Genomic DNA, 16,153 nt, shown 5'->3' on the forward strand with positions numbered 1-16,153 from the left:
ATCATGACCGACCGCTTCGACTCGGCGGCCGCCGAGCGGCGCTGGCAGGACAAATGGGACAGTGAAAGCACCTTCGAGGCGGACAGCGCGTCTGCCCGCCCGAAGGCCTATGTCCTCGAGATGTTCCCCTATCCCTCGGGGCGCATCCACATGGGCCATGTCCGCAATTACACGATGGGTGACGTCCTTGCGCGCTACAAGCGCAAGCAGGGCTTCGAAGTCCTCCACCCGATGGGGTGGGACGCCTTCGGCATGCCCGCCGAAAATGCCGCGATGGAGCGCAAGGTCCATCCGGGCGCCTGGACCTATGAGAATATCGCGGCCATGCGCGCGCAGCTGAAGCGTCTCGGTTTCGCGCTCGACTGGAGCCGCGAGCTCGCGACCTGCGATCCCGACTATTACGGCCACGAACAAGCGCTGTTCCTCGCACTCTACGAGGCCGGCCTCGTCTTCCGCAAGGAAAGCGAAGTGAACTGGGACCCCGTCGACATGACCGTGCTCGCCAACGAGCAGGTCATCGACGGCAAGGGCTGGCGCTCGGGCGCGCCGGTCGAGCGCAAGAAGCTCTCGCAGTGGTTCTTCCGCATTACCGACTTCGCCGAGGAACTGCTCGACGGCCTCGGCAGCCTCGATCGCTGGCCCGACAAGGTTCGGCTGATGCAGGAAAACTGGATCGGCAAGTCGGTCGGCATGCAATTCGACTTCCAGCTCGACGCCAAGGCCGGCGAGGAAGACAAGGTCACCGTCTTCACCACGCGCCCCGACACTATCTTCGGGTCGAGCTTCGTCGCCGTCGCCGCCGACCATCCACTTGCGCAGGCCATCGCTAAGGACAATCCCGAAGCCGCCGCCTTCATCACCAAGGTCAAGCAGGGTGGCACCAGCGCCGCCGAGATCGAGACGGCCGAGAAAGAGGGCTACAACACCGGGCTTGGCGCGGTGCATCCCTTTGATCCGGAATGGAAACTCCCGGTTTTCATCGCCAATTTCGTCCTCATGGACTATGGCACCGGCGCCGTCTTCGGCGTCCCCGGCCATGATCAGCGCGACTTCGAATTCGCCACCAAATACGGCCTGCCCATCACCCGCGTCGTTGCCGCATCCCCCGATGCGGCCGACCAGCCCATCGAGGGGGAGGCGGACACCGATCCCGGTGTCGCGGTCAATTCGCGCTTTCTCGACGGGATGGACACCGCCGCCGCCAAGGCCGAAGTGATCGCCCGCGCCCAGCAGCAACGCTGGGGCGAAGCGAAGACGACCTATCGCCTGCGCGACTGGGGCGTCAGTCGCCAGCGCTACTGGGGCACCCCCATCCCGATCATCCACTGCGAGGATTGCGGCCCGCAGCCGGTGCCGAAAGACCAGCTCCCGGTCGTGCTGCCCGAGGACGTCAGTTTCGACGTCCCAGGCAACCCGCTCGACCGCCACGCACAATGGCAGGCGACAACCTGCCCCAAGTGCGGCAGCGCGGCGCGCCGCGAGACCGATACGCTCGACACCTTCGTCGATTCGAGCTGGTACTATATCCGCTTCGCCTCGCAGCCGACCGACAAGCCGTTCGATGCCGCCGAGGCCAATCAGTGGCTCCCCGTCGGTCAATATATCGGCGGGGTCGAGCATGCGATCCTGCATCTCCTCTACGCCCGCTTCATCGCCCGCGCGCTGTCCAAGGTCACCGACCTCGAGGCGCCCGAGCCCTTCGCCGGCCTGTTCACGCAGGGCATGGTCACCCACGAGACCTACAAGAGCCTCGATGGGCGTTGGCTCGCTCCCGAGGAACTGGGCGTCGGCGAGGATGGCGCGCTGGTCGAGCGCGCCAACGGGGCTGAAGTCGCCCGCGGCCGCGTCGAGAAAATGAGCAAATCCAAGCGCAACGTGGTCGATCCCGACCCGATGATCGAACGCTACGGCGCCGATGCGGTGCGCTGGTTCATGCTCTCCGATTCTCCCCCCGAACGCGACCTCGAATGGTCCGAGGGCGGAATCGAGGGTGCCAATCGCTTCGTCCAGCGCGTGTGGAAGCTCGCAGGCGCGCCGCGCCGGGCCACCGGCGAGGACAAGGATCTCGACGTCAAGCGCCACCAGGCCATCGCCGCCGTCTCTGCCGCGATCGAGGGCTTGCAGTTCAACAAAGCCATCGCGGCCCTCTACGAACTCGTGGCCGCCGTGGAAAAAGCGCGCGAATCCGCCACTCGTGACAGCGTCATCGACACGCTCCTCCACCTCATCGCGCCGATGGCCCCGCACCTTGCCGAGGAAGCCCATGCGCTGCGCGGCGGGGAGGGGCTCATCGCCACCAGCGTCTGGCCGAGCCACGATCCCGCCAAGCTCGTCAGCGACGAGGCCATCATCGTCGTCCAGGTCAACGGCAAGCTTCGCGACAAGATGAGCATCGCGCGCGGCACCCCCAAGGACGAGGTCGAGGCACAGGCGCTCGCGCTCGACAAGATCCAGGCGCAGTTGCAGGGCGCGGCCCCGCGCAAAGTCATCGTCGTGCCCGATCGCCTCGTGAACATCGTCGCGTGACCCGCACGCTCGCCCTCCTGCTCCTCGGCGCGTCGCTGCCGCTCGCCTCGTGCGGGCTGCGGCCGCTCTACGGGGCAGGGGCGAGCTCGGCGACCGCTCAGTCGCTCGGCATGATCGAGGTCACGCCAATCGACGAGCGTTCGGGCTGGCTGCTACGCAACGCACTCGTTGACCGCCTGGCAGTGGCTGGCGGCGCCGACAGCCCGCGCTATCGCCTCGACGTCCTCATCGACGACGATATCACCAAATTCGGCCTGCGCGGCGATGCCGGAGCCACGCGCGAGCGGCGCACGCTGCGCGCGCGCTACCAGCTCATCGACCTCGCCACCGGCGAGACGCTGGTCGACGCCACCGCCGGCTCGGACGCGGGCATCGACATCACCTCGTCGCCCTATGCGACCGTCGCCGCCGAGCAGAGCGCGGTGGAGCGGCTGAGCATGGAGGTCGCCGACGACATCGTCGCCCGACTCGCGCTTTATTTCGACCGTACGGCGCGCCGGTGAAGGGTAAAGCTTCGGAGATCGCCCAATATCTGAAGCGTGACCCGCTTCGCCTCTACCTGTTCCACGGCGTCGACGTCGCCGGATCGCGCGGTGCCGCCGCGCGCCTCGCCAGCCATCTGGGTGGCGAGCGCAACAGCCTCGATCCCTCGGGCTTCAAGGGCGATCCCGGCCGTCTCGTCGACGAAGCCGCGAGCGCGGGGCTTTTCGGCGATAGCAAGCTCTTCTGGCTCGAACCCGTCGGCAACGAATTCACACCTGCAGCCGAGGCGCTCCTCGGCGCTCCGGCCACCGAACATCCGGTCATCGCCATCGCCGGCGCGCTAACCAAGGCCAGCAAGCTGTTGAAATTGGTGGAAAGTTCGAACGAGGCCACCGCGCTCATCAGCTACGAACCCTCGCTGCGCGACATGGTACGCGAGGTCGGCCTCCTCCTCGGAGCGCGCGGCCTCTCCGCCGATGAAGGCGTTGCCGAGCGAATCGCCGAAAGCTGCGATCTCAACCGCGACATCGCCTCCAGCGAGGTCGAGAAGATCGCGCTCTTCATGCATCCCGACACCCATGTCGACCATGCTGCCGTCGATGCCATTGGCGCCGCTTATGGCGCGACCGAATGGATGGGGGTGGGGGACAGCGCCATGGATGGCGATATCGCTGCCGTGGAAGCCGCGCTCGCCGCCCTGTCGCCACAGGCGACCGAGTCGGTGCTCGTCTGGCGCGCGGTGCAGCGCCGCGTGCAGCAACTCCTGCCGCTGGCAGCGCGGGTCGCGGGCGGCGAATCCAGCCAGCAGGTCATTGCGTCGCAGGGCAGGGCGCTCTTCTGGAAGGACAAGCCGCTCGTCTCGCGGCTGCTCGTCAAATGGCCCGTCCCCCAGCTCGACCGCCTCGCAGCGCGCGCCATGAGCGCCGAGCGCGCCGTCATGCTCAAGCCGGGCGACAAGCGCGCGGCGCTGGGCGAGGAATTGCTCACCATCGCGCGCGCCGCCAAGCAGCCAGTCCGGCGTTGAGTCCTTGTGATAGCGACTAGATCGCTTCGCCCGAGAGGCGCTGGCAAATCATGTCGAGCTGGTCGAGCGTGCGATAGCCGAGTTGCACCTTGCCTCCATTGGCCCCGTGGCTCACACTGACCTTGAGACCCAGAAGGTCGCCAAGCTGTCGCTCGAGCGCGGCTATGTCGGGATTGGTCTGCCCACCGCCGCCCGGCGTCGCGGCCTTGCCGCTTTTGGGCGCACGATCGCCGCGGACCAGCGCTTCGGTGTCGCGAACCGAAAGTTCGTCGCCGATCACCACATCGACCAGCTTGCTCGCGTCGGGATGACCGATCAGCGCGCGTGCATGACCCATGCTGATGAAACCTTCCATCAGCGCCTGCTGGACATGCTCGGGCAGGTCGAGAAGTCGGACGAGATTGGCGACATGGCTCCGGGACTTGCCGACTTTCTTGGCGATATCCCCTTGGGAATATTCGAAATTCTCGGCGAGCGCGGCATAGGCACGCGCTTCTTCGAGCGCGTTGAGATCCTCGCGCTGTACATTTTCGACGATCGCCATTTCGGCGACCGCCGCATCGTCGCTGTCGCGCACGATCGCGGGAATTTCATGCAGTTGCGCCATCTGGCTGGCGCGCCACCGCCGTTCGCCGGCGATGATCTGGAACCTGTCGCCGACCGGACGAACAAGGATCGGCTGCAGGACACCGCGCTCGCTGATCGAGGCGGCAAGCTCTCCGAGCGATTCCTGGTCGAACGTACGACGCGGCTGATCGGGATTGGGGCCGATCTTGTCGACTGCGATCGTACGGATGCCTTTGTCGCTGCTCCCGCTCGCGGCGGTGGGGCTATCTTCCAGCAATGCCGAAAGACCACGGCCAAGACCGCTCGGACGGGCCATTATGCGGCCTCCTTCGCCAAGGCGGGCAGCCGATTGATGACTTCGCGTGCCAGGCTCAAATAGGCCGCGCTACCGGGGCATTTGAGGTCGTAGACCAACGCCGGAATGCCATGGCTCGGCGCCTCCGAGACGCGAACGTTACGCGGGATGATGGTGTTGAGCACCTTCTCGCCAAGGCACGCACGCACGTCGTCAGCAACATGCTGCGACAGCTTGTTGCGGCGATCGTACATGGTCAACGCGATGCCGAGGATCTCCAACTCGCTATTCACACCGCCACGCACCCGGTCGACCGTCTTCAAGAGCTGCGACAGCCCTTCCAGTGCGAAAAACTCGCATTGCAGCGGCACGATCAATTGCTTTGCAGCCACCATCGCGTTGACCGTCAGCAACCCGAGCGAGGGAGGGCAGTCGATCAGGCAAATGTCCCATTTTCCCGTAGGAATCTGTGAAAACTTGTCGCGAAGCCGGGTCACCCGGTCGCTCATCTCGACCATCTCGATCTCGGCACCCGACAAATCGACGGTGGCGGGCACGATGTCGAGTCGCGGCACCTTGGTGGGGATCGCGAGGCTCCCCACATCGTCGTCGCCGACGAGCAGGTCATAGCTCGACCGATCGCGCTCCCCCGCGCCGATCCCGAGCCCCGTGCTCGCATTTCCCTGCGGATCAAGGTCCACCAGCAGGACTTTCCAGCCGATGGCGGCCAATGCTGTCGCAAGGTTGATCGCGGTCGTGGTCTTGCCGACCCCTCCCTTCTGATTTGCGATGGCGATTGTGATCATGGCCGGCCCCTCCGCTTGCGCTGTGCCTTGTCGACGATCAGGATGCGGGCATCCGCGTCGGTCAGGCTTTCCTCCACTCGAACATCAAGGTGCCAGAAGCGTCGCGCCTCTTCCAGTTCCTCCAACGCTTTTTTCCCCTTGGGGAGCACCCAGCGTGTTTTTTCTGTGGATAGATGGTGGGACAGGTCGATGAATTTCGTGAGCGACGCGACAGCGCGACCGGTGATTACCTCGAATCGTCCCTCCGCTGCAGACGCCTTGCCCCCCACGACCGTCGCGTTGGAGATATCGAGCGCCGTGATCACTCCGTGGAGGAATGCGACGCGGAGACTACGTGGCTCCACAAGCGTCACGGGACCTTTGTGTAGGAGGGCGAGCACGATCCCCGGAAGGCCCGGACCCGAGCCGATGTCGACCCAACTGGCCTCCCGCCGAGGATCTTGCCGAACCAGTTGAGCGCCATCGAGGATATGGCGCTCGAACAGATCGGCTTCGGTCGCCTTGGAGATCAAATTCTGCGTTTGATTGGCCTCCAAGAGCATTGCTTCGAAGGCAGCGATTTTATCGGATGTTTCACGTGAAACAGGCCTACCGGTGGCGAGGTCCAGGGCGGAGAGCCTATCGAGCATGGCGTAGCGCAAAATGCAGCGAGGTGAGGGCGGTCGGCGTAATTCCCTGGACGCGCGATGCACGGTCCAGGGTCTCAGGCCGCGCCACGGAAAGGCGTTCTATCATCTCTGCAGATAGCCCCGGAACGTTGGCGAAGTCGAACTGCGACGGGATTGCAACCTCGAGATCGCGGTGGACCGAGGCCCAATCTCGTTCTTGCCGCTCGATATATGGGGCATAATATACATCTTGGCCGACCTCACGGGACGCAGCACCGCTGCCGAGCGCCTCAAGCGCTTTCTCCCGCGTGTCACTTCGGGTCAGCCAGTAGCGCAACGGGCGTGCGCTCGACGCGCTCTCTAGTATGATTGACTCATCTGTACGCCGCGAAGCCTCAGCCTTGGCATCGAGATGGGACCGGATTCGATCTGCCTGTCGGGAGGAGATACCACTATTCATCGCGGTGCTGCCCAAGCGTGCAACGGCGTTGTCCGCACGCAAATGAAGTCGTCGTTCGGCACGGGCGGTCATCATGCGATAGGGCTCGGTGACGCCCTGCAGGGTGAGGTCATCGACGAGCACGCCGATATAGCTCTCGCGACGGTCGAACGTGATCGGTGCGAGATCACAGGCGAGCGCCGCAGCGTTCAGGCCAGCGACAAGACCGAGCGCGCTCGCTTCTTCGTAGCCCGTCGTCCCGTTGATCTGGCCGGCGAGAAACAATCCGCCAATCTCGCGATGCTCCAGCGTCGGGGAGAGGGCGCGCGGATCGGAGTAGGCGTATTCGACAGCATAGCCCGGCTTTACGATCCGGCAGGCCTCGAGCCCCGCGATCGTCGCCATCATTTCCTCCTGCGCGTCGAGCGGGAGCGAGGTGGAGATGCCATTAGGATAGACGAGATGCGTGTCGAGCCCTTCGGGCTCGAGAAAGAGTTGGTGCCCGTCTCGATCGGAAAAGCGCCGCACCTTATCTTCGATCGAGGGGCAATAGCGTGGGCCGCGTCCACCGATATCACCCGCATAGAGCGGGGAGCGGTCTGCATGCCTGGCAATGACATCGTGGGTGGCGGGGTTCGTACGCGTAATTGCACAGGCTAGCTGGGGCGGACGCGAGGACCCGTCGGATTGGATTGACATGGTCCAGGCGTGGCGGTCGCTGGGCTGAGGCTCGAGCCTTGCCCAGTCGATGGTGCGACCATCGAGGCGTGGAGGCGTTCCCGTCTTCAGGCGACCTGACAACAAGGCGAGGTCGGCGAATTGCTCGCCGAGCTCGCTTGCCGCCCGCTCTTCGATCCGCCCGCCTTCCTGTGTTTCCATTCCGCGAAAAAGCTTGCCACCGAGGAACGTCCCCGTGGCGACGACGACACCGCGGCATGCAATTCGCTGATGGTCCGCAAGGGTGACCGCAACGATGTGACCACCTTCGATTTGGAGCCTGCTGACCTCTCCAGCGATGAACGTCACGCCGGAACCCGCCAGCCGCTCACGCACCGCGGCAGCGAATAGTCGACGGTCGGCTTGGAGCCGGGGGCCATGAACTGCCGCGCCCTTGCTGCGGTTGAGCAGGCGATAGTGGATCGCGGCGCGGTCGGCGGCCCAAGGCTGGACGCCTTCGAAAACGTCGACCTCGCGGACGAGGTGGCCCTTGCCGACTCCCCCGATCGAGGGATTACACGACATTTGCCCAATGTTATCGGTAGCGAAGCTTACCAAAGCGACAGACGCGCCGCGGCGGGACGCGGCGAGGGCCGCTTCTACACCCGCGTGACCGGCCCCAATGACAAGAACATCAACCATCGCGGCGATGTGCCCTCGCGACATGGCCAAAACAAGGCTGTTTCACGTGAAACATCACTTACCGAGGCAGAATTTTCCGAATATGCGATCGAGCACTGCGTCGACACTATCCTGACCCTTAAACCTAGCAAGCGCAGCCCGGCCTTCACGCAATTGTTCGGCAAGGAGGATGGGGTCGTCGCCACCCTCTAGAGCTTGCGCCAGCTGCAGCAGCTCGCTGCGCTGACGCCGGTTGAGTGTTCCCTGATCCTCTTGGGGGAGGATCTTCCGAGCTTCAGTCGCGATCGCCGCTAGCAGATCTTCAAGGCCACGTCCGTCCACCGAGGACACCGGAATGGCATGGGGGTGTAGGGCCGGCTCGAGATCGGCCTTCGACGTCACGATGAGACACTGAGGGTGGGGGGGCGCGTCTGCGACCGGGCCCATCCACAACAGTACGTCTGCTTCCTTCACCGCACGATGGGCTCGGTCGATGCCCTCTGCCTCGATCAAACCCGCGCCCTCTCGCCAACCTGCCGTATCAACGAGCGTATAAGCGATCCCACCGATCCGCAGTGGTAATTCGATCGTATCACGGGTCGTTCCCGCCTCGGCGCTGGTGATGGCGCGGTCGAAACCTGCAAGACGGTTGAAAAGGCTCGACTTGCCCGCGTTGACCGGTCCGGCAAGGACTAATCGGATGCCATCCTGCAGGACACGACGTTCGGGCAGTTCGAGAAGCTTCTCGACATCACGTCGAAGATCGATGATTGCCAAGGCGAGATGCGAGGTTCGACCAGTCTCCTCCTCATCGTCGACATAATCGATGGCGGCTTCGGCCTCTGCCGATAGGTCGAGCAGGCGCTCTTCGATCTTGGCCAACGCCGTCCCGAAACCGGATCGATATTGGCGGAGTGCCACCTTGCGCTGCGTTTCAGTTTCGGCGTGAAGGAGATCGCCGAGCGCTTCGGCAGCGATAAGGTCCATCTTTCCCGCGAGCATGGCGCGGCGCGTGAATTCTCCAGGATCGGCAAGGCGGGCCCTTCCCGTTGCAGTAAGCGTGCCGAGCAATTTGTCGACGACCGCGCGGCTTCCATGGACATGGTATTCGACGACATCCTCGCCGGTGGCGCTGCGTGGCGCCTCGAAGCCCAGCACCAGCGCCTCGTCGATGAGATCATGATCGCCAGGGGCCCGAAGCCGGGCATAGACAGTCTGGCCATGCAGGGGAGTGACACCCATGGCACGCGCCAGTGCGAACGCATCGGGACCAGACGTGCGGACGATCGCGATAGCGGCGGGCAGGGCCCCCGACGACAGTGCCGCGATCGTCTCCACGACCATCAGGCGAGGAGGGTGCCGACCCCGACGTTCGGATCGACGATCCCGTCATAGATCATGTTGCCAGCGACCCACAGGATGACCAACAGCCCGATATAGGCGATCCATTTGTAGCGCTCGATATATTTGGCGATGATATTCGCCGCGACGCCCATGAGCGCCACCGACAGGATGAGGCCGACGATGAGGATCCCCGGATGGTCCTTGGCCGCGCCCGCGACCGCAAGCACATTGTCGAGGCTCATCGACACGTCGGCAACCGCGACCGCCCAGGCGGCGGCGGCGAAGCTCTTCACCGGCTTCACGCCCGAATGTTCATCGCCTTCGACTTCGGGACTGCCGGGGCTCTCGCCCATGTGGTGGAGCTCGCGCCACATCTTCCACGCGACCCACAGGAGGAGCAGGCCACCAGCGAAGATAAGTCCAACGATTTGAAGGAGTTGGACGACGATCAGCGCAAAGAGGATGCGCAGAACCAGCGCCGCGACGACGCCGATGACGATGACCTTCTTGCGCTGTTCGGGCGGCAGGCCCGCGGCCAGTGCGCCGACGACGATGGCATTGTCGCCCGCCAGCACGAGATCGATCGCGAGGACCGACAGGAAGGCGGCCATCGCCTCGGGCGTTCCGATATTGGAAAAGTCCTTGACGATCGCGGCCCAGATATCAGCCGGGCCGCCGAGCGATAGTGCATCGGAGCTCGCCGCAGCGAGCAGTAGAAAAAGCTGTTCGATCATGCTCGGCTAACCCCTCAAGCGGCCTACTGGTTCATCGAGGCGAAGAAGTCCTCGTTCGACTTGGCATCCTTCATCTTGTCGAGAAGGAACTGCATGGCATCGACCGTACCCATCTGCATGAGGATGCGGCGCAGGACCCACATCTTGGACAGCGTGGCCTGGTCGACCAGCAGCTCTTCCTTACGCGTGCCCGACTTACCGACGTCGAGCGAGGGGAAGATGCGCTTGTCGGCGACCTTGCGATCGAGGACGATTTCGCTGTTACCGGTCCCCTTGAACTCTTCGAAGATGACTTCGTCCATTTTGGAGCCGGTGTCGATCAGCGCAGTGGCAATGATCGAGAGCGAGCCGCCTTCCTCGATGTTACGCGCGGCGCCGAAGAAGCGCTTCGGACGCTGGAGCGCATTGGCGTCAACACCGCCGGTCAGCACCTTGCCCGAGGAGGGCACGGTCGTGTTGTAAGCGCGGCCCAAGCGGGTGATCGAGTCCAAGAGGATGACGACATCCTTCTTGTGCTCGACCAGGCGCTTGGCCTTTTCGATCACCATTTCAGCGACTTGCACGTGACGCGAGGCGGGTTCGTCGAAGGTCGAAGAAACGACTTCGCCCTTCACCGAGCGCTGCATGTCGGTGACTTCCTCGGGCCGCTCGTCGATGAGCAGGACGAGGAGGAAGACCTCGGGGTGGTTTTCGGTGATCGCCTTGGCGATGTTCTGGAGAAGGACGGTCTTACCCGTGCGCGGCGGTGCGACGATCAGCGCGCGCTGGCCCTTGCCAAGCGGCGACACGATGTCGATCACGCGTGCCGACTTGTCCTTCTCGGTCGGATCACTGCTGTCGAGCGTGAGCTTCTCGTCCGGATAGAGCGGGGTGAGATTGTCGAAGTTGACGCGGTGACGCACGGCGTCGGGTTCGTCGAAATTGACCTGCGTGACCTTGGTCAGCGCGAAATAGCGTTCGCCATCCTTGGGGGCGCGGATCTCGCCTTCGACCGTGTCGCCAGTGCGCAGGCCCATCTTGCGGACGATAGAGGGGGCGACATAGATGTCGTCGGGCCCGGCGAGGAAGTTCGCTTCGGGGCTACGCAGGAAGCCGAACCCGTCATTGAGCACTTCGATGGTGCCCATGCCCATGATCTGCTCGCCCTCTTCGGCGTGCTCCTTGAGAATGGCGAACATGAGGTCCTGCTTGCGCAGGGTCGAGGCGCCTTCGACGCCGAGTTCTTCGGCCATGGCGACGAGTTCTGCCGGGGGTTTGGCCTTGAGTTCCTGAAGGTGCATCATGGGCTTTGGCTGCCTTTGGTATCTGGGTCTGGGAAACCCGGTACGCGGGGTCGCAGGACGCGACGGGAAAATGCGTACCGGCGCGGCGAGGAAATGCCGCGCATCGTGACTTCAAGCCGGTAAGCCCGAGCCGTCGCCTAGTCAACCGGTGAGCGCGGCGCGGCGTTCCCTCTCAAAAGGGTCGGACGACCGCGAGGATGACGATGAGGATGGTGGCGATGCCGGGCACTTCGTTGAGGATGCGCAGGGTGCGGCCCTCGAGTGGCCGCTGGCCCGCGGCGAGTTTCTTGCCAAAGGAGACGACCCAACCGTGATAGCCCGACAGGGCAAGCACGAGCAGCAGTTTGGCGTGAAACCAGCCAGCGATGAAATAGCCGCCGTTGACGGCGAGGCTCAGGCCCAGCGCCCATGTAACGAGCATCGCGGGCAGGAGGATGACGGTGCGGGCGCGGTCCTCGCGCTCGATCCAGGCGCGATCCTCGGCCGAGCCGGGGGTCGTTTCATGGTGATGGACATAATAGCGCGGGACGATGAACAACCCCGCGATCCAGAAAATGACGAAGATGACATGGGCGGCCTTGACCCAGATGGCCGCGGCGCCGAGCCAACCGATCATGCCGTCCATCGCTATTCCCCTCTCACCCGCGCGATCATCGTCTCGACATTAGCGATGGGGGTCGACTTGTCGATGCCGTGGCCGAGGTTGAAGATGTGGGGGCGGCCCGCGAAAGCGTTCTTCACCCGATCGACGGCGGCTTCGAGCCGTTCGCCGCCTGCAATGAGAAGCAGCGGGTCGAGATTGCCCTGGACGGGGAGGTTCGCGGGCAGGTTGGCGTGGGCCCAGTCGGGATCGATGGTCTCATCGATGCCGACCGCGTCGACCCCGGTCCCCGCGACATAAGCGGGGAGCTTTTCGCCGGCGCCCTTGGGGAAGCCGATGACGGGCACGTCCGGATGGCGCGCCTTGAAGGCGGAGACGATGCGGGCATTGGGTTCGATAACCCAGCGCGCGAATTCTTCAGGCGCGAGGCTGCCCGACCAGCTGTCGAAAAGTTGTACCGCATCGGCGCCAGCTTCGACTTGGCCCGACAGATAGTCGACGGTCATCTCCCCGATTGCTTCGATCAGCGCGGCGAAGCGCTCCCGGTCCGTATAAGCCATCACACGGGCCGCCATCTGGTCCTTCGAGCCCTGACCCGCCACCATGTAGGTCGCGACCGTCCACGGGCTTCCTGCGAAGCCTAAAAGGGTGATCGAGGGGTCGAGGGCGGCCTTCACCAGACGGACGGTCTCGTAAATGGGGTCAAGGCGCTCGGCATGGCGGGTGAGGTTGCCGAGGTCGGTGGTGTCGAGCGTGGGCGAGAGGCGGGGACCTTCGCCAGCGACGAAGCGAAGATCCTGGCCGAGCGCATAAGGGACGATCAGGATGTCGGAAAAGAGGATCGCGGCCTCAAAGGGGAAGCGGCGCAGCGGCTGGAGCGTAATCTCGGCGGCGGCCTCGGGGTCGTAGACGAGATCGAGGAAGCCGCCCTTGTCGGCACGCAGCGCGCGATACTCGGGCAGATAACGGCCAGCCTGGCGCATCATCCAGGCGGGAGGTGGATCGTGTCGCTCACCCTTGAGCACGCCAAGCAGGCGCTTGTTCGTCGGCATGGACGCCACCCTCTCTTCTCTCATTCTTATATATTTAGAATAGGATTGAAGTACGTAATTGGTCGGTTGGCAGCGGGATTTAGGCGGGGATACCGCTTTTGCCAACAGGCGCGCGTGATTCAGGGCGCGATGAGTCGCGGTGTGAATCGCGCCGAGTCATGCACGCTATCCACAGGATTCCACCCCGGCGGCCCGGCTGTGGATGAAGCCCGGGGTTGAATCGATGAAAGCGGGCGCGGAATCGCCGATTGGCGCGGCTCACAGTTTCGCGCTAGGCCGGGCCACAGACTTTTCCACAGAAAGGCACCCATGACCCTCATCCTCGCCTCCACGAGCCCCATCAGGCGCGCCATGCTCGACCAGGCGGGGGTCGATTACGATACAATGCGCCCCGCGGTCGACGAGGATGTCGTGAAGGCCCGGCACAAGGGCGATGTCGAGGAGCTGGCGATCAAGCTGGCCGAGGCCAAGGCCATGTCGGTCGATGCCGAGGGCTATGCAATCGGCTCGGACAGCGTGGTGAGCGTCAACGGGCGCCTGTTCGACAAGCCCGAGAGCCGCGATGCCGCGGCCGAGCATCTGCGCTTTTTCTCCGGCAAGGTCATGCATCTGTCGAGCGCGGTGGCCTTGGCGAGGGGCGGGGCGGTCGACTGGGTGCATGGCGAGACCGCGCGGCTGAAAGTTCGCGAGTTGTCGGACGCGTATATCGAGGCGTATCTCGCGGAGGAGTGGCCCGAGGTCGCTTATTGCGTCGGCGTGTTTCGGATGGAGGGACCGGGAGTGAATCTGTTCGAGCGGATGGAAGGCGATTATTTCGCCATTCTCGGCATGCCGCTGCTGCCGCTGCTCGGCGCATTGCGCGCCCGCAACGTGATGCCGGCATGAGCAAGGACGAGGAAGCTGCACCGGCGCCCCTGCCGGACAATGCGTATGCCGAAGTGATCGGGTCGCCGATCGAACAGTCGAAATCGCCGCTCATCCATGCTCATTGGCTGAAAGAGCTGGGGCTGGCGGCCGATTATCGGCGGCGCGAGGTCGGGAAGGACGGGCTCCACGCCTATCTTGCCGAGAAGCGGGTCGATCCGGCGTGGCTCGGCTGCAATGTCACGATGCCGGTCAAACTCGAGGCGATTAGGCTGGCCGACGAGGCGACGGACCGGGCGGTGACGACGGGGGCGGCCAACATGCTGGTGCCGCGCGATGGCAAGATCGTGGCGGGCAACAGCGATGTCGGGGCGGTGATGCTGCTCCTCGCGCGGCTGCACGAGGCGGGGCGGCCGATGGCACGGATTCACCTTTACGGCACCGGGGGCGCGGCGCGCGCGGTGCTCGTGGCGGCAGCCTCGCTCGGCCACAATGGCATCGTCATCCATGCGCGCGACGTGCAGAAAGCGGTCAAGTTGGCGGTGCAGTTCGGGCTTGCCTATGCGCCGGTGCCGCTCGACACCCCGCCGCAGGGCGATGGCATCATCAATGCGACCCCGCTCGGCATGGTCGGGCATGAATGCCTCAATTGCGACGTGTCGGGTCTCGGTGAGAATGGCTGGGTGTTCGACATGGTATCGGCACCCGTCGAAACGATGCTCCTCAAAGCTGCGAAGGCGAAGGGGCTGGGGATCGTCGATGGGATCGACATGCTCGTCGAACAGGCCGCGTCGAGTTTCGAGCTGTTCTTCGGCCAGCCACCCAAAAGGGCCGACGACGAGGCGCTGTTTGCGAGGCTCCGCTCATGAAGAAGCTCGCCATCACCGGCTCCATCGGTATGGGCAAGTCGACCGTCGCAGCGATGTTCGAGAAGCGCGGCATACCCGTGTTCGATGCCGATGCCGTGGTGCGACGCTTGCAGGGGCCGGGCGGCGCGCTGGTACGCGAGGTCGAACGGCTGTTTCCGGGCACGACCGGTCCGGAGGGCGTCGATCGCGGTGCGCTCGGGCGGATGGTGCTGGGCGACGGCGAGAAGCTGGCGCGGCTGGAAGCGCTGGTCCATCCGGCGGTGCATCACGAGCGCACGCGCTTCATCCTCGAACATCAGGACAGCCCCGCGCTTTTATTTGATATCCCTTTATTGTTCGAGACCCATGGCGAGGGGCAGTTCGATTCGGTAATCGTGGTGTCTGCGCCCGCTGCGGTGCAGGAAGAGCGCGTGCTGGCGCGGCCCGGCATGACGGCGGAGAAATTCGCCGCGATCCGCGCCCGGCAGCTACCCGATGCCGAAAAAAGGCGGCGCGCCGACCATGTGGTCGATACCGGTGTCTCGCTCCAGGAAACCGAGCGGCAGGTCGACGCGATCCTCGCTTGCATGGGGCTGGCGGCAGGCGCATAACACTGCCCATGCGGGAAATCATCTTCGATACCGAGACCACGGGCCTGTCACCCGCGGGGGGCGACCGCATGGTCGAGATCGGCTGCGTGGAGATGATCGGCAGGGTCGAGACCGGCCGCACCTTTCACGCCTATTTCAACCCCGAACGCTCGATGCCGTCCGAAGCCGAGGCAGTGCACGGCCTGTCGGAAGCTTTTCTGTCGGGCCAGCCGCTGTTCGCCGAAAAAGTCGAAGAGCTCTTGGAGTTCATCGCTGGCGATCCGTTGGTGGCGCATAATGCCAGCTTCGATTTCGGATTCCTCAATCACGAACTTGGCCTGTGCGCGCGCGAGGCGGTGTGCATGACCCGCATGGTCGATACGCTGCCGCTGGCGCGTTCCAAGTTTCCCGGGGCCAAGCATAGCCTCGATGCGTTGTGCAGCCGCTTCGGCGTCGACCGCTCGGCGCGTGTAAAGCATGGCGCGCTCTTGGACGCCGAGCTGCTGGCGCAGGTTTATATCGAGCTGACCGGCGGACGGCAGATCGGGCTTGGGCTCGACCCGGCCGAACTGGCGGGCGAGGCGGCCCCGATCGCGATCGCCGTTGCCGCCCCCGCGCCGGGGATCGAGGCGCGCGCCCCGCGCCCGCACGAGCCGACGGAACAAGAAGCCGAGGCGCATCGTAATTTCATCGCCAAGATGGCCGAGCCCTTGTGGAACAAGGTGCGACGCGCCAGCTAGGCAAGACGACC

General features: G+C 64.4%; 16 protein-coding genes. 7 read left to right on the plus strand and 9 right to left on the minus strand.

Translation table 11 applies throughout. The features are described 5' to 3' along the window. The first annotated feature begins 3 nt into the window (after positions 1-3). Genes leuS through NUW51_RS10405 form a run of 3 tightly spaced genes read left to right on the plus strand, consistent with a single transcriptional unit; the run spans position 4 to position 4,033 of the window. Entirely contained in the window at positions 4-2,526 is a 2,523-nt protein-coding gene (gene leuS, locus NUW51_RS10395) for a leucine--tRNA ligase (protein WP_265587452.1), read from the plus strand. Beyond that, complete coding sequence (gene lptE / locus NUW51_RS10400) at positions 2,523-3,029, plus strand: LPS assembly lipoprotein LptE (protein WP_265587453.1); 507 nt, start codon at positions 2,523-2,525, stop codon at positions 3,027-3,029. Before leuS ends, lptE begins: the two co-directional genes overlap by 4 nt. Further along, positions 3,026-4,033 carry a DNA polymerase III subunit delta gene (locus tag NUW51_RS10405; RefSeq protein ID WP_265587454.1) on the plus strand — a complete coding sequence of 336 codons (1,008 nt, stop codon included), beginning with the start codon at positions 3,026-3,028 and terminating at the stop codon, positions 4,031-4,033. Before lptE ends, NUW51_RS10405 begins: the two co-directional genes overlap by 4 nt. A gap of 16 nt (positions 4,034-4,049) precedes the next feature. Here NUW51_RS10405 and NUW51_RS10410 read toward each other — a convergent pair whose 3' ends face one another. The 9 genes from NUW51_RS10410 to hemE form a co-directional block, all read right to left on the minus strand. Further along, a complete protein-coding gene (locus NUW51_RS10410; protein ID WP_265587455.1) occupies positions 4,050-4,916 on the minus strand; it encodes a ParB/RepB/Spo0J family partition protein in 867 nt (288 codons plus the stop codon). Beyond that, positions 4,916-5,701, minus strand: a complete 786-nt coding sequence (locus NUW51_RS10415; protein WP_265587456.1) for a ParA family protein — start codon at positions 5,699-5,701, stop codon at positions 4,916-4,918. Before NUW51_RS10415 ends, NUW51_RS10410 begins: the two co-directional genes overlap by 1 nt. Then, a complete protein-coding gene (gene rsmG, locus NUW51_RS10420) occupies positions 5,698-6,330 on the minus strand; it encodes a 16S rRNA (guanine(527)-N(7))-methyltransferase RsmG (RefSeq protein ID WP_265587457.1) in 633 nt (210 codons plus the stop codon). Before rsmG ends, NUW51_RS10415 begins: the two co-directional genes overlap by 4 nt. After that, the gene (gene mnmG / locus NUW51_RS10425; protein WP_265587458.1) at positions 6,320-8,107 is read right to left on the minus strand and encodes a tRNA uridine-5-carboxymethylaminomethyl(34) synthesis enzyme MnmG; all 1,788 of its coding nucleotides are present in this window, start codon (positions 8,105-8,107) and stop codon (positions 6,320-6,322) included. Before mnmG ends, rsmG begins: the two co-directional genes overlap by 11 nt. Positions 8,108-8,161: 54 nt before the next feature. Then, positions 8,162-9,430, minus strand: a complete 1,269-nt coding sequence (gene mnmE / locus NUW51_RS10430; protein ID WP_265587459.1) for a tRNA uridine-5-carboxymethylaminomethyl(34) synthesis GTPase MnmE — start codon at positions 9,428-9,430, stop codon at positions 8,162-8,164. Further along, complete coding sequence (locus NUW51_RS10435) at positions 9,430-10,164, minus strand: TerC family protein (RefSeq protein WP_265587460.1); 735 nt, start codon at positions 10,162-10,164, stop codon at positions 9,430-9,432. The genes mnmE and NUW51_RS10435 overlap by 1 nt, the downstream gene beginning before the upstream one ends. A 23-nt stretch (positions 10,165-10,187) precedes the next feature. After that, a complete protein-coding gene (gene rho / locus NUW51_RS10440; protein WP_265587974.1) occupies positions 10,188-11,444 on the minus strand; it encodes a transcription termination factor Rho in 1,257 nt (418 codons plus the stop codon). Between the two features lie 175 nt (positions 11,445-11,619). Continuing rightward, complete coding sequence (locus NUW51_RS10445) at positions 11,620-12,072, minus strand: CopD family protein (RefSeq protein WP_265587461.1); 453 nt, start codon at positions 12,070-12,072, stop codon at positions 11,620-11,622. A 2-nt stretch (positions 12,073-12,074) separates the two neighbouring features. Next, entirely contained in the window at positions 12,075-13,109 is a 1,035-nt protein-coding gene (gene hemE / locus NUW51_RS10450; RefSeq protein ID WP_265587462.1) for a uroporphyrinogen decarboxylase, read from the minus strand. Between the two features lie 300 nt (positions 13,110-13,409). On the opposite strand from hemE, the gene NUW51_RS10455 reads away from it, so the two are divergent. From NUW51_RS10455 to dnaQ, 4 genes are read left to right on the plus strand one after another with little or no spacing between them, the layout of a single operon-like run. Then, the gene (locus NUW51_RS10455) at positions 13,410-13,985 is read left to right on the plus strand and encodes a Maf family protein (RefSeq protein ID WP_265587463.1); all 576 of its coding nucleotides are present in this window, start codon (positions 13,410-13,412) and stop codon (positions 13,983-13,985) included. Continuing rightward, positions 13,982-14,833 carry a shikimate dehydrogenase family protein gene (locus NUW51_RS10460; RefSeq protein ID WP_265587464.1) on the plus strand — a complete coding sequence of 284 codons (852 nt, stop codon included), beginning with the start codon at positions 13,982-13,984 and terminating at the stop codon, positions 14,831-14,833. The genes NUW51_RS10455 and NUW51_RS10460 overlap by 4 nt, the downstream gene beginning before the upstream one ends. Next, positions 14,830-15,423 (plus strand): dephospho-CoA kinase, encoded by a 594-nt coding sequence (gene coaE, locus NUW51_RS10465; RefSeq protein ID WP_265587465.1) that lies wholly within the window; start codon positions 14,830-14,832, stop codon positions 15,421-15,423. The genes NUW51_RS10460 and coaE overlap by 4 nt, the downstream gene beginning before the upstream one ends. Positions 15,424-15,431: 8 nt before the next feature. Next, positions 15,432-16,142, plus strand: a complete 711-nt coding sequence (gene dnaQ / locus NUW51_RS10470) for a DNA polymerase III subunit epsilon (protein WP_265587466.1) — start codon at positions 15,432-15,434, stop codon at positions 16,140-16,142. The last annotated feature ends 11 nt before the right edge of the window (positions 16,143-16,153 follow it).

It is taken from the genome of Sphingomicrobium arenosum (assembly GCF_026157085.1).
GTDB classification, from domain to species: Bacteria; Pseudomonadota; Alphaproteobacteria; order Sphingomonadales; family Sphingomonadaceae; genus Sphingomicrobium; species Sphingomicrobium arenosum.

Bases quoted from the DNA above. Each gene is read 5' to 3' on its own strand.
- leuS (WP_265587452.1), top strand. From the start codon at position 4: ATGACCGACCGCTTCGACTCGGCGGCCGCCGAGCGGCGCTGGCAGGAC.
- NUW51_RS10410 (WP_265587455.1), bottom strand. From the start codon at position 4,916: ATGGCCCGTCCGAGCGGTCTTGGCCGTGGTCTTTCGGCATTGCTGGAA.
- NUW51_RS10415 (WP_265587456.1), bottom strand. From the start codon at position 5,701: ATGATCACAATCGCCATCGCAAATCAGAAGGGAGGGGTCGGCAAGACC.
- rsmG (WP_265587457.1), bottom strand. From the start codon at position 6,330: ATGCTCGATAGGCTCTCCGCCCTGGACCTCGCCACCGGTAGGCCTGTT.
- mnmG (WP_265587458.1), bottom strand. From the start codon at position 8,107: ATGGTTGATGTTCTTGTCATTGGGGCCGGTCACGCGGGTGTAGAAGCG.
- mnmE (WP_265587459.1), bottom strand. From the start codon at position 9,430: ATGGTCGTGGAGACGATCGCGGCACTGTCGTCGGGGGCCCTGCCCGCC.
- NUW51_RS10435 (WP_265587460.1), bottom strand. From the start codon at position 10,164: ATGATCGAACAGCTTTTTCTACTGCTCGCTGCGGCGAGCTCCGATGCA.
- rho (WP_265587974.1), bottom strand. From the start codon at position 11,444: ATGCACCTTCAGGAACTCAAGGCCAAACCCCCGGCAGAACTCGTCGCC.
- NUW51_RS10445 (WP_265587461.1), bottom strand. From the start codon at position 12,072: ATGGACGGCATGATCGGTTGGCTCGGCGCCGCGGCCATCTGGGTCAAG.
- NUW51_RS10455 (WP_265587463.1), top strand. From the start codon at position 13,410: ATGACCCTCATCCTCGCCTCCACGAGCCCCATCAGGCGCGCCATGCTC.
- NUW51_RS10460 (WP_265587464.1), top strand. From the start codon at position 13,982: ATGAGCAAGGACGAGGAAGCTGCACCGGCGCCCCTGCCGGACAATGCG.
- coaE (WP_265587465.1), top strand. From the start codon at position 14,830: ATGAAGAAGCTCGCCATCACCGGCTCCATCGGTATGGGCAAGTCGACC.
- dnaQ (WP_265587466.1), top strand. From the start codon at position 15,432: ATGCGGGAAATCATCTTCGATACCGAGACCACGGGCCTGTCACCCGCG.